The 13287-nt window shown below is 50.9% G+C and carries 11 protein-coding genes; 1 reads left to right on the top strand and 10 read right to left on the bottom strand.

Features of this window, described 5'->3' with window-relative positions; genetic code table 11:
* Nucleotides 1-138 precede the first annotated feature (138 nt).
* Nucleotides 139-2532: a transglutaminase domain-containing protein gene (locus tag BBD42_RS12790; protein WP_099518438.1), complete on the top strand. Its 2394-nt coding sequence runs from the start codon at nucleotides 139-141 to the stop codon at nucleotides 2530-2532.
* Between the two features lie 94 nt (nucleotides 2533-2626).
* On the opposite strand, the gene BBD42_RS12785 is transcribed toward BBD42_RS12790, so the two are convergent.
* The 10 genes from BBD42_RS12785 to BBD42_RS12740 form a co-directional block, all read right to left on the bottom strand.
* A complete protein-coding gene (locus BBD42_RS12785) occupies nucleotides 2627-3481 on the bottom strand; it encodes a GNAT family N-acetyltransferase (RefSeq protein WP_099518437.1) in 855 nt (284 codons plus the stop codon).
* A gap of 58 nt (nucleotides 3482-3539) precedes the next feature.
* Nucleotides 3540-4283, bottom strand: coding sequence for an SDR family oxidoreductase (locus BBD42_RS12780; protein WP_099518436.1), 744 nt, complete (start codon nucleotides 4281-4283; stop codon nucleotides 3540-3542).
* A 181-nt stretch (nucleotides 4284-4464) separates the two neighbouring features.
* Complete coding sequence (locus tag BBD42_RS12775) at nucleotides 4465-5052, bottom strand: TetR/AcrR family transcriptional regulator (RefSeq protein ID WP_099518435.1); 588 nt, start codon at nucleotides 5050-5052, stop codon at nucleotides 4465-4467.
* Between the two features lie 209 nt (nucleotides 5053-5261).
* A complete protein-coding gene (locus tag BBD42_RS12770; protein ID WP_099518434.1) occupies nucleotides 5262-6707 on the bottom strand; it encodes a DEAD/DEAH box helicase in 1446 nt (481 codons plus the stop codon).
* Nucleotides 6708-6839: 132 nt separating this feature from the next.
* Nucleotides 6840-7358, bottom strand: coding sequence for a DinB family protein (locus BBD42_RS12765; protein WP_099518433.1), 519 nt, complete (start codon nucleotides 7356-7358; stop codon nucleotides 6840-6842).
* A gap of 221 nt (nucleotides 7359-7579) precedes the next feature.
* Complete coding sequence (locus BBD42_RS12760; RefSeq protein WP_099518432.1) at nucleotides 7580-9424, bottom strand: oligopeptide ABC transporter substrate-binding protein; 1845 nt, start codon at nucleotides 9422-9424, stop codon at nucleotides 7580-7582.
* 20 nt (nucleotides 9425-9444) lie between these two features.
* Entirely contained in the window at nucleotides 9445-10335 is an 891-nt protein-coding gene (locus BBD42_RS12755) for an ABC transporter permease (RefSeq protein WP_099518431.1), read from the bottom strand.
* A gap of 21 nt (nucleotides 10336-10356) precedes the next feature.
* A complete protein-coding gene (gene opp4B, locus BBD42_RS12750; RefSeq protein ID WP_099518430.1) occupies nucleotides 10357-11319 on the bottom strand; it encodes an oligopeptide ABC transporter permease in 963 nt (320 codons plus the stop codon).
* Nucleotides 11320-11321: 2 nt separating this feature from the next.
* Nucleotides 11322-12260: an ABC transporter ATP-binding protein gene (locus BBD42_RS12745; RefSeq protein WP_099518429.1), complete on the bottom strand. Its 939-nt coding sequence runs from the start codon at nucleotides 12258-12260 to the stop codon at nucleotides 11322-11324.
* The gene (locus tag BBD42_RS12740; protein WP_099518428.1) at nucleotides 12247-13263 is read right to left on the bottom strand and encodes an ABC transporter ATP-binding protein; all 1017 of its coding nucleotides are present in this window, start codon (nucleotides 13261-13263) and stop codon (nucleotides 12247-12249) included. Before BBD42_RS12740 ends, BBD42_RS12745 begins: the two co-directional genes overlap by 14 nt.
* Between the last annotated feature and the right edge of the window lie 24 nt (nucleotides 13264-13287).

Genomic DNA, 13287 nt, shown 5'->3' with positions numbered 1-13287 from the left:
ATATGCAGCATTTGGCACAAATGGAATCCGCCCTTTTTGTCATGGCTATGAAATGAATTGAATAATTTAATTTAACAAGGTAAAATTTTCATATTGCTAACTATATGATTTCATCACTTCCCGGAGGAGACCTGCGCAATGAAAAAAATGCTGCTCAGCCTGCTGCTCATGAGCCTGCTGCTGACGGGCTGCATGTCAGATGCCGCAAATGGCTTCAATTCCAGCATTAAGCTGCTTAAATATGCTTGGCAGACGCCGGAGAAGTTTTCCGTGCAGCAATTAAAGCAAAAATACGGCGAAACGAGCAATAAGCCGATTATGCCGCTCTACAATGTTGCCAAAGATATGAAATTCGATTTTCATTTTCAATCCGATTTGACGCAGCTCGATAATTTAAAGCGGGAAGAAACGATTACGGTTCACACAGACCGGCAGGCGCTGCCCTCCAGCCAAATGGCTTCCTTCAACCGGGTCACTCCTGTGGAGGGCAACCAAAGCATCATTACGGTCGAGCCGCTGGATTCAGGTGTGCTGCCGCTTCCTTCCGCTTCCTCCTCTGATCCATTAGGCTGGGGAAATGCGCCGATTTATTATCTCCGCATTGATTATGACATGGCTTCCACTACGCCCCAAAAGCTGGAGAAGCCGCTCATTATCCCATTCACGGTGAAGTCCAAGCTGCCCGTTCCGAATCTCACCTATGAAATAAGCGAGGATGGCAGGCTAAAGCTCTTATGGGATAAAATAACCGGGGTCAGCGAATACAAGGTGTACCAGACCTTCCCCAAAGCTCGGAAAACGGATGGCACCACAAGCGCTCCGGGCAAAAAATCCGCCTTTTATTTGGAGACCCCTGTCCTGATTGAGCGGGTCAAAGGAACGGAGCTCGAAGATTTTGGCGATACCACTTACGACCAATTAGAGATGGATACGGGCGAGAGCTTTACACTCGCTCAAAATACTGGTGTAAAGGGAAACTTTTATGTCACAGCCGTCTCCAACGGCAAGGAATCCAACTTCAGCGCCCCCGTCGTGACGGCCGATTTGTCGAGCCAGCTTCCGACGGAGGTTACCGACGAATATGAAGGAGAATTGTTCGGCAATACCTATGAATACGTAGATGATCTGCCATACAGCGTCGAGGTCAAGCATACGGATGGCTCTATCAGCTTTAAGGACATCGTGTATGAAACGGATGCGCTTGTCCTTGAGCCGTCCAGCCCCTTGCGCATTCCTTATTCCATTAAAGGCACAGCGCTGACAGGCGTCGTCTGGGTGGAAGACGTCACCCCTGAGGATATTGATTATGTAGCCTCCTGGTATGAGGACGAGGATGAGCAAGCCGATAATACAGCTAATACCGGCTACGTCCAGCCGGAAAATACGACCTATTTTATACCGGATGCCAATGTGCCGACTATTATTTCCCGCTACACCAAAGCGGCTTCGACTACCGACAACCTGATTGATCGGCAAATCGAGAATACGCGCCTCGTCGTCGCCAAGGGCGATAAAGCAAAGGTTCCAACCGACAAGCTGCTGGAGAAGCTGCATATTTCTGCCGACTCGGCGCTAGAGGAATATTTGGCCCGCAACTTGATGACCGGAGAGGAAGACATTTCGCTCATGTCCTTTCCCGAAGCGCAAAACACCGAGGTTCTCATTGACGTCGTCGAGAAGGTCATGTACCAAAACCCATATATTATCGGGCTGGCAAGCTACGGCTACGATTACCGCACACTTTCGCTTTATGTGTCCTACGAGAATCCAGTCAAGGAGATGCGCGCAAAGCAGCGGGAAATTATGCAGGAGGCCGAGCGCATTATTGCAGCCACGATTACGCCAGAAATGAACGACGAGGAAAAACGGCTGGCGATCTATGATTATTTGAACGATACGACGGTGTACGATGATGACGCGCTGGATAATGCGTATAAATATGATTTTCGCAAGGTGGACCCGGAGTTTTATGATGCTTACAGCACCTACGGCATAATGGTCAATAAACTCGGCGTCTGTATGAGCTATGCCTACACCTACAAGCTGCTGAACGAGCTCGCTGGCGTGGAGACGATTGTCGTAACCGGCTATTTGGATGGCGTTCCCCATGCATGGAACAAGGTCAAAATTGGCGAGGAATGGCTGAACGTCGATCCGACCAACAATGCGACCAATTCAGATGTTCCTTATATGCTCTATAACGCGAACGATGCGACCGCCATTAACGAGGAATACGTAGAGGATGTGTCTTATTGGCTGGACGATGAGCTCGACCAATATACCGGCGATAGCAATAAATACGACTACTATGTGAAAAATGGTCTCGAGGTCACCTCCAATAAGCAATATCGCATGGAGCTGACAAAGCTCGTGCAAAGCGGGCAGGATCAAATTATTTTGCGCCTTTCCCCTGAGGTCGATTATTCGGAAATGCTGGATGACACCTGGGATATCGTATGGGAAGAGGTACCGGATCAATATGACGACGCTGAATTGTTTTATATGGGCAGCTACGTGCTGCTGGAGTTATAAGATTTGACGAAGCGCAAACACGATATTGAAAAATAACGCGGCAGCAAAGCCCGCCCTTCAGCTAGCGTTGAAGGGCGGGCTTTTGTTGATTCGCCTAAATTTGCTGCGGTACCGCGGCGGGGCTTCGCATCGTATGATGCGTCAGCTTCATGAAGGGCAGGAGTCCCAGCGACTCCGCTAGCCGAATCGAGGCGGCGTTCGTCTCCAGCACATGATATCTCGGCCTCAGCCCTAACTGCCGCAATTGCTCCAGGGCGGCAGCCACAAGCTGCCTCGCCAAGCCTTGCCCGCGCCAGTGCTCCCGCGTATGGACACCTGCAATTTCCCAAATTTCATTATAGTTGCGAAAAATAAAGCATCCGGCAGCAGCCTCGCCGTCCCGGTATATAACGAAGGAATAGGCGCCTGCAGCAAAATAGCCGCGAAGCTCCTCTGGCGTATAGCCGTTGCTGCAAAGCAGCGGCAGCAGCTCCTCTGCCAGCGCCTCATGCTTCACAACATCTTCATTTCTAATCGCCTTATGAATCGGCTTATGCAGCTTATGATGCTGCACGCTGCTGCTTGTAAGCTCGTCTTGGCTCGTATAGGAAATATAAGCTCTCGCCTGTTCCAACTCGTAATAGTTGGCAAGCTGTTCCCGATACTCATCCTTCTGGAGCTTGAATACGAGGCGGGTACCTGCGGGAACAGCTGTGAGCAGTTCGGGCAGCAGCGACTGCTCCGTATACGCGACAAAAGCGATATAGTCAGCTTCAGGATATGTTTGCTGATCATAGGGATATGCTTCGACTGGAAGCAGCAGGAGCAGCCCCCATTGCGACGGTTCAGAGCCTTCAATGAATTGGATAATGATGGATGCCTCATAAGCCTCAATCATTTTCAGAAGTGTTATGTTGGTAAGCGTATCCTCTTCCAAAAGCCGCACGATTTGATTCAGATGCTGCATCATCGTCCTCTCCTTTTATACGAACCATAACATAGCTGCGAGAGGGCTTCAAACTATCCTTTTAAATAAATCCGCCATTCACGCGCAGCGTTTGACCGGTTACCCACTGCGACTCCTTGCTTGCCAGAAACAGCACTACCTGTGAAATGTCCTCCGGCTCGCCCAGCCGTCCAAAGGCATTGGCATTGCTGATCGCCGTTATCTGCTCCTCCGTCTTCCCTGCCTTGAACAGTTCCGTGTTTACAGGTCCTGGAGCAATGGCATTGATCGTAATGCCCTTCGGACCAAGCTCCTTCGCAAGCTGGCGGGTAAACTGCTCCACCGCGCCTTTCGTTCCTGCGTAGGTGCTGTAAGCCGGGAACATATGGCCCGCCACCGACGTTGAGAAATTAATGATGCGCCCGTTTTCCTTCATATGCAGCGCTGCCTGCTGAATGGCAAAAAAGGTGCCTTTGACATTAATCTCAAACTGCTTGTCAAAATCCTCTTCCGTTATGCTTGCGAGCGGCTTGTTAATCATAATGCCTGCATTGTTAACCAAAATGTCTATCTGAGCATAGGCTTCCAATGCTTTGCGGAACAGCTCTTCAATCTCCGCCACCTTGCTAATATCCGCTCCAATTGCTGTCGCTTCCCCGCCATTGCGTTTAATTCCAGCGACTACCTCGTCCGCCTTTGCCGAGCTGCTTGCATAATTGACAACTACCTTGGCTCCATGCCGTGCCAAATGCTCAGCGATTTTCTGCCCAATGCCTCTCGATGCGCCCGTAACTAATGCCACTTTGCCCGTTAAACTTTTCTCCATCTATGGTCCCATCCTTTGTCGAGGAATCGTTCCTCGTTGTTGTTGATTCGAGTATATGCTGACACCTATCAAATGTCAAATAACAAATATTATTTTTTGTCATTTATACGATTTAAGCGCAAAAAAATACGCCTGTTAGAAACGGCTGCCGGAATAATCCGATCTGTTTCTAAAGGCGTATTTATTGTAATCCGGCAAGCAGCAAGCTCCATACCGCATCAAAGTCCTGAGCTATTTTCTTGCTCGACCATTCGCGCACAAAAGCCGGATGATGAAATTTCGTCGTCGCCAGAAAAATAGCCCTTGCCGTCGCATGCGCATCGCCTTGATTAAACTCGCCGCTGTGCATGCCGCGTTCTACAATGATGGCAATCTGATTGACCAAGTGATCGACATGCGCCGCAATTAAATCAACGGCTTCCAGCGTTACCGCTGAATACATCGCAAACATCTCTGCATCCTCAAGCGCATACATCCGCTTCTTCTCCATAAGCGCTTCAAGCCATGAGCGCAATTGTACAGCAGCGCTGCCGCCTGTTGCAGATGCAATCCCTTCCAGAGGCTCGGATACGCTCTTATCCAGCCATCTCTCGGTAACTGTCTCTCGAAGCGCAGCCTTGTTCGCAAAATGCCGATATAAGGTGCCATGGCTGACCTGAAGAAACTTCGCGATGTCCGTAACCGACGTTTTATCGGGGCCGTATCTCCGAAGCACCTGTTCCGCTGCGTCCAATATGGCTTCCTTCGTTAGCGGCGTTTCATTTGCCATTGTAATCCCCTCTTTGTTCGTTTTGCTGCTTCAACCATATCATATGGACCAGCCCAATACAAATGTCAAAAGCTCAACTTTGTCAGTCGGGGCTTTTTGCTTTCTCAATAAAAAAACCGATAACGATGAAGCATAATGGCTGGGAGGAGCGCCTTGCTTAGTACGCCCTTCCCGCTGCCTTTGCTGCTGATCGCCATCGGTTTTACCTGTTATTTCCGAGCAGGCTGTACTTTAAGCAGCTTGCCTTTGACCGTCGTGTTTTTCATCGCTTGCAGCACGAGGCTGCCTTTGCCATTCAAAATTTCCACATACGTCTTATTGTCCTCAATCGTAATGATGCCGATATCTACGGCCGTCATGCCCTCGATTTTCGCAATGGTGCCGACGAAATCAACCGCTCTGAGCTTATTTTTCTTGCCTCCGTTGAAATGAAGCTTGAGGATGTCTGCGCTGAGCTGTGACTTCTTGTCCTGCTTCAATTCCGGACTTGTTTTCAGCTTCAGCTCAAAGCTTTCCCTGCGGCTGTCCACCACATCTTCAGGCGGAGCTTCCGCCTGCCGGATTTTAAACCCGATGTACGCCTCAACATTAGCGAGAAAAGAATCCTCATTTGGCGTCACGAACGAGATCGCCTTGCCCTTGTTGCCTGCTCGTCCAGTTCGGCCTGCACGGTGGACAAAGCTTTCCTTCTCCATCGGAAAATCGTAGTTAATCACATGGGTAATTCGATCAATATCAATGCCCCGCGCTGCTACATCAGTCGCCACCAAATAACGGAACTCGCCTCTGCGGTATTCTCCCATTACGCGATTTCGATCATCCTGCTCCATGCCGCCATGAATTTTGCCAATCGGATAACCGAGCTGGGTCAGTTCATGATGCACCTCATCGACATTCAACTGCGTCCGGCAAAAAATGATGCAGCTGTCCGGGTTTTCCATTACCGTCACATCCTGCAGCAATTGCAGCTTGCGGTTATCCCGCACGATATACAACGAATGATCGATTTCGGCTTTCGCGGCGCCCTCAGCTTTAATCGCAATATCCACCGGATCATTCATATAGCGATGGCACAGCCGCTCTACATCCTTCGGCAGCGTAGCGGAGAATAGCAGCGTCACTCGATCCTTCGGCAACTCCTGAATAATCATTTCCAGCTGCTCGATGAAGCCCATGCTCAGCATTTCGTCCGCCTCGTCAATGACGAGGAAGCGCAGCTTCTCCAGATCGATCGTGTCTTTTTCGATATGGTCCATAATGCGCCCAGGCGTACCGACGACCACATGATTTTTTTGCGTCAGCTGCATGCGCTGCGGGGCAAAGGGCTGCTTGCCATAAATCGCCGTCGCTTTAATTCTTTTGTATCGGCCTATATTCGTGATGTCCTCGGTTACTTGATCAGCAAGCTCGCGTGTCGGTGTAAGAACGAGCGCCTGCGGGCGATTTTCGTCCCAATCCACCATTTCGCAAATGGGAATGCCATAGGCTGCCGTCTTGCCGCTGCCGGTATGCGACTTGACCGTAAGATCGCGCTTGCTCAGCGCAATCGGAATGACTTCGCGTTGCACAATCGTCGGCTGCTTGTAGCCTAAGCTGTCCAGCGCCCGGGTAATGTCTTCACTTAATTGATAATCCTTAAAGCTTGCTTCACTCATCATAGAGCTCCTTTGGTGACTGTTATTTAGGCAAGTGTAAACGGCTGAAGCCTTCCTTTGGCGGCAAGGCTTCCGTTTCGCGATGAAATATAAGCCCATTTATAAGTGCACAACTTATAAATGCATATATTTCTAGTCAATTAAATATCGTTCCTTCAATACGTTCAAATGGTGCAGCTCGTGACCGGCGATAATGTAGGCGAGCGCTAATGCCGTTACCTCGGAATCGCTTGCGCTGCCGCGCCGTGACAGCTCCTCATCGGTAAGCTTGTCGAGCAGCTTAAGCGTCGATTGCCTGATCGCCCGATACTCTTCAGCAAGCTCCTCGATCGTATACTCATTAAACCGCGCACCCGCTACAAACACATCCTGATCAAAACCAGGCAGCGGCGTCGAATCGCCCCGTGAAATCCGCAGCAGGCGATAGCTCATCACGCGCTCGGTATCATTAATATGGCCAATGACTTCCTTCATGCTCCATTTGCCTTCTGCGTATTTAAAACTGCCGCGCTCCTCCGGAATGCTTGCCAGCAGCTCGCTTGTCGCCTGCTGCGCCTCAAGCAGCACATCATTGATGCTGCCTTCCGGCACTTTTTCAATATACGTTTCATAATAAGGATTAAAGTCATTTCTAGAAGGCCGATTGCTCATATTCGTTACCTGCCTTTCCCCATTTTCAAAGCTATAGTTTCAGAGATTGTAGCATTCCCGCCTCCGTTTGAAAAGAGCGCAGCCGCGTCCTCCCCCTGCAACCGCAAAGCGGGCTGCTCCCCAAGGCGGAATCCTCCGCCCTAGTGAACAGCCCTTGTCTAACGGGTGGGCAACTGAGGCCCTCCGATTATCTTGTTTGCTACTCTAAGCTCTATTATACGCTATTTCGCCGCTACAAACGGTTTATCTTGCGAGACAGCCAGCTGATGCAAATAAATGCCGGTGCCATCGCCGATTGCATAGTTCATAATACGCTTATTCACCGGAACAAGCTCGGAGCGGTATAGGGTCGGGAATACCGGAACCTGATCGACCATATACTGCTGCCATTCTTTATAAATGCCTTTGCGCACCTCTACATCAAAGGCTTTCTCCGATACGCCCTCGGCGAGCAGCCTGCTATTCTCCTCCGTCTCAAAACGCGGGAAGTTATAAATCGCATCTCTGCCATATAGACCAGCAGGGTCTACATCGATGCCAACCGACCACGCCGCCTGATAAACATCAACCGCAGGATCGTCGTCCCCATTGTTGCCTACACGGTCATAGAAGGAGTTGAACTCGACCATTTCCAGATTGACATTAAGGCCGATTGCCGCCCATGACTGCACATAATAACGGGCCAGCGGCTCAGCAATATCTCCGCCTGTCATTGAAATAAAATTGATGACCAGCTCGCTGCCATCTGGATTCGTGCGGAATTCGCCGTTTAATTTGTAGCCCGCGTCGTCCAGCAGCTTTTTCGCCGCCTCCGGATCGTAGGTTACGCCTTTATTGGTGGAGTCATGGAACTCTGGGTGGGACGGCGGAATAAGCGTCGTCGCATTCCAGCGCAGGCCGTGATAGAACTTTTTGCCGACTGCATCATTGTCCACTGCCTGCCACATCGCCTTGCGCAAATTCACATCGCCCATTTTCGCCTTGTCATTCGGCTTAACGACTTTTGCTTCTTTATCCCAAGTGCCAAGCTTAAAGCCGATATACGTATATGCGCGATCAATCATGCCTAGGAACTCGACGTTCGACATGCCCGCATTGTCCGGATATTGGTCAACCGGGAACGAATCGACGAGATCAACGCCGCCGCTCTCAAGCTGCTGCACAACCGTCGTCGGGTTGATGACCTTCAGCACAACCTCATCCAAAGCAGGTTCGCCGCGCCAGTATTCGGCATTTTTCTCGAACACGACCGACTCGCCTGGTACAATTGATTTCACTTTAAAAGGTCCGAAGCCGATCGGCTTCTCGCGCACTTCCTTGGAAGCGGAAATTTTCGCTACGTCCATATCGCCAAAAATATGCTTCGCCAACGGATATATCCAAACGCCGCCCGTCAGTAGAGACGGAGTAGACTGAATATACGTAATTTGCAGCTGCTTGTCTCCAAGCACCTTAATGCCGGAAATCGTTTTGGCTTTGCCGTCATGGTATTCCTGCATGCCTTCAATGTTCGTAAAATTGGAATCGTAGCGCGGACCATCATAGTCCTTGTGACCGATTATCTCATGCGCGAACAGCCAATCTTCAGCTGTTACCGGCTTGCCGTCCTGCCAGTTCACATTGTCGTGAATCGTAAAGGTAAACGTGCGGCCATCCTCAGCAACCTCATAGGTAGCTGCGCCATCATTCGTATAGACGTAGTTCGCATCCCAAGTTAATAGTCCCTCGTCAAACCATTGGAGGACCATCGCATCCGGGTTGCCCGAATAGAAATTGTAGTTCAGCGTACCTTCAAATGGCGTATCGGACACCAAGCCGTAAGTGACGGAGCCGCCCTTCAGCGCCGTTCCTTCATTAATCTTCACCTTGTTAAAATCCTCAATGGAAAAAAGGCCATCCTCTTCAGTTGGTGCTGCACTTGCACTAGCCGCAGGTTCGGCGCTCGCTCCAGGACTTGCGCTCTCGGCTGCCCCACTTCCGCCATTTGATGTACATGCCCCCAGCATTAGCGCAAGCACAAGCATCAGCGAAACGAATACATACTTTGTCCCCTTACCCTTTCCCATTACACCATCTCCTCCTTTTATTAACCTTTTCTTTGTCTTGCGTCCGTCGCACGCTTCAGCGCTTGACCAACATTATTTATACTCAACATCAATACCAAAATCAGCACTGACGCGGGTAACCAGATCCACCATCTGCTCTCCAGGGTTTGCGGGTTTCTCGCATAGCTGACTAAGGTACCGAGGCTCGGCGTACTTTCAGGAAAGCCAAAGCCAAGAAAGGAAAGGCCGGATTCAAGACCGATGTTCGCTGCCAGATTCAGCGTCATCGTTACAATAATGATGGAGCTGAGATTCGGCAGCAGCTGCGTAAACATGATTTTCAAATGGGAGGAACCGAGCGTTCTGGACGCTTGAATGTAATCCAGCTCCCGTTCCTGCAGCGCCTTTGAGCGAATCAGCCGGGCAATGCCCATCCACAGAAAGGCCGTCATTATGAGCGAGAACGAAACAATGCTGTATTTGGGCACGGCGGTCACGAACGCAATAACGATCATGAGCGTCGGCAAAATCATAAAGAAATCGACGAAGCGCATAAATACATTGTCTACGCTGCCGCCAAAATAACCCGACAGCAGCCCGATCAGAATGCCGATAATCCCCGTCATCAGCGTCACAATAATGCCGATGGACAAGGAGTTGCGCGTGCCGATAATCAGCTGCCCGAACACGTCGCGCCCGCCATAATCCGTCCCCAGCCAAAAATCGGCGGAAGGCGGCTTGTACAGCGAGAACAAATCGACGGTCACGATCTGCTTCTGATCCAGCACAAGCGAAATACCGTACACAAAGACGATAATGAGTCCTAGAAAAAGAAAGGAAGCAAACGCCACCTTGTCGCGGACAATTTCCCGCCAGATGATTTTCCAGCCGGAGGGGCTTCGGTCCGCCTCGGCGGTTGCAAGCTTGCTCATAGTTTAAGCCTCCCAACGCGCTTATTTGATCCGAATCCGGGGATCGACGATGCTCAAAATCAAATCCGATATTAACGCTCCCAAAATTGATGCGAGCCCATACAGCAGCACCAGCGCCGTCACGACGCTGAAATCCCGCAAGGAGATGGAGCTGAGAAACAGCTGGCCCATGCCGGGATAGCTGAAGATGCTCTCGATAAATACAGTGCCGCCGATCAAGCCCGTAATCTCATAGCCGAAAAAGGCGGCAATCGGCAGCAGCGAGTTGCGCAAAATATGGCGGTTATAGACTCGGGACTCCGAGGCCCCCTTAGCCCTTGCGGTCAAAATAAAATCGCGCTGCTTCGTATCAATAATTTCGCTGCGCAGCAGTTGCACCGTCGTTACGGTCGTAATCAGCGCCATCGATAGAGCCGGGAGCAGCAAATGATAGATTTTGCTAAATACATAAGCAGTCGTGCCGGGCTCTACCCCCGGCTTAACGCTGCCGCCTGTCGGGAACCAGTCAAAGTGGAAGCCGAACAGCCACAGCATAACCAAGCCAAAAATAAACAGCGGCGCAGCAAAGCCCAAATACGTATAGCCCGTAATTAGGCGGTCCGCCCAAGTATCGTTGTAGCGGCCGCTCGTGATACCGAGCGGAATCGCAATTAAATAAGTCAAAATCAGCGTCGCGGCCGACAGCCAGATCGTATTGAAAATGCGCTGGCTAATGAGCTCGGACACGGGCATTTTGAAGCGGAACGATTGTCCAAAGTCGCCCTGGAGCGCATGGACCATCCAGTTCCAGTACTGCACATGCCACGGATCGTTCAGACCAAGCCGCTCTCGCTGCGCTTCCAGCGCCGCAGGATCAAGGCTTGGATCAACAAGGCCTGTGAGCGCATCGCCGGGCATCGCTTTAGCGAGCAAAAAGACGAGAATGCTGAGTAAAAATAACTGCGGAATCATAATGAATATACGGCGAACAATCGTTTTCCACATCGCTATCCACCTTTCCCAGGCAGAGCTACTAGATGCGTGCTTGAGATCGGCCTTAATGAATAGGCCAGGCCCTCTTCGTCGAAATAGTCTCTGTAGGCTTGATCATATTCGGCTTTTACCTCTGCTCTAAACTGTCGCTGTTTCTCTCTTTGTGTAGGGTCGATATCTGGAATGGCTGCAAGAAGCCTCTTGGTGTAAATATGCTGAGGGTTATGAAAAATATCTGAGGTTGTGCCTTGCTCAACATGTCTTCCCTTGTACATAATGCCGATGTGATCGCACATATGCCGGATAATGCCAAGGTCATGGCTGATAAACAAGTACGTGAGGTTTAATTCCTTCTGGATGTCCTGCATAAAATTAAGCACCTGCGCCTGTACGGATACGTCCAGCGCCGATACGGGCTCATCGGCAATGATCAGCTTCGGCTTTAAGGCAATCGCCCTGGCGATGCCGATCCGCTGCCGCTGGCCGCCGGAAAACTCATGCGGATATTTATAGATCGTCTCTGCGCTTAAGCCTACTTGCTCCAGCAGCTCGCGCACGCGCCGTTTCTCCTCCTGCTCAGACAGCCGCTCGAAGTTGCGCAGCGGCTCCGCCACAATGTCGATGACGCGCTTCTTTGGATTAAGCGAGGAATAGGGATCTTGAAAAATCATTTGAATATCGCGGCGGGCATTCAGCAAGCCCCGCTTGCCGCCTTCGTTCAAATCCTTGCCTTCGAATATGACGCTGCCGGACGTAATCGCATTCAGGCCGATAACCGCCCGCCCCGTCGTCGTCTTGCCCGAGCCGGACTCGCCAACGAGTCCGTAGGTGCTTCCCTGCTCAATGGACAAGCTTACGCCGTCTACCGCTTTGACCTCGCCAACCGTTCTGCCGAACAAGCCGCCGCGAATCGGAAAATGCACCTTTAAATCTTTAATATCAAGAAGCGCCATAGTCAGCCCCCTTCCCGTCCACTTTAGGAAAATAAAAAGTCCGATAGCAGGTGCAGCGGACGAAATGACCGGGACTTACTTCGTGCATCGCAGGCTCCGCCTCATGTGCCGCCTCCTCCATCCATGGAATGCGGGAGCGGAAGCGGCAGCCCTCGCGGGGCAGCTTCTGCAAGGAGGGCACAATGCCTTGAATGACATGCAGCCGGGACTTCTCGGCGCTGACCGCCGGAATCGAGCTGAGCAGCGACTTCGTATATGGATGCTGCGCATTTGAGATGAGCGTATAAATATCAGCGATTTCCACAATCTGTCCTGCATACATAACGGCTACCCGATCCGCCATTTCCGCCACAACGCCAAGATCATGGGTGATGAGGATAATGCCCGCGCCAATATCACTCTTCAACTTGCGGATCAGCTCCAAAATTTGCAGCTGGATCGTCACATCAAGCGCCGTCGTCGGCTCATCGGCAATGAGCAGCTCCGGCTCATTGGCAATCGCAATCGCAATGACGACGCGCTGCCTCATTCCGCCGGACAGCTCATGCGGATATTGCTGATACGTATGCTCAGGGCGGGGGATGCCTACCTTATCGAGCAATTCCAGCACCTTCGCCTTGCGCTGCTCCGCCGTCAGCTTGTCGTTATGGAGCAGCAAAGCCTCCTCAATCTGGCTGCCAACAATCATGAGCGGATTGAGAGCAGACAGCGGGTCCTGAAAAATCATGCCCATCTCCTTGCCACGCAGCTTGTTTAATTTGCTTGGAGGCAGATGAGCCAAATCCTGCCCCTTATAATAAATATGCCCTTCGATTTTCGCTCGCGTATGGAGTCCCATAATCGAAAAGGCCAATGCGCTTTTCCCCGAGCCGGATTCGCCAACAATCGCTAAAATTTCATTTTTTCTGACCGATAACGTAACGTCATCCACTGCTGCATAATAGCGATCAGCGATCCGAAAGGACGTCGTTAAATGCTCCATTCTCAGCAATTCCTCACTCACATTTAATCACCCTAACGAATTATA

The sequence above is a fragment of the Paenibacillus sp. BIHB 4019 genome (assembly GCF_002741035.1).
Classification (GTDB): Bacteria; Bacillota; Bacilli; order Paenibacillales; family Paenibacillaceae; genus Pristimantibacillus.
Note: the sequence above shows the minus strand (reverse complement) of the source record. Positions and strands in the feature narration are given on the sequence as shown.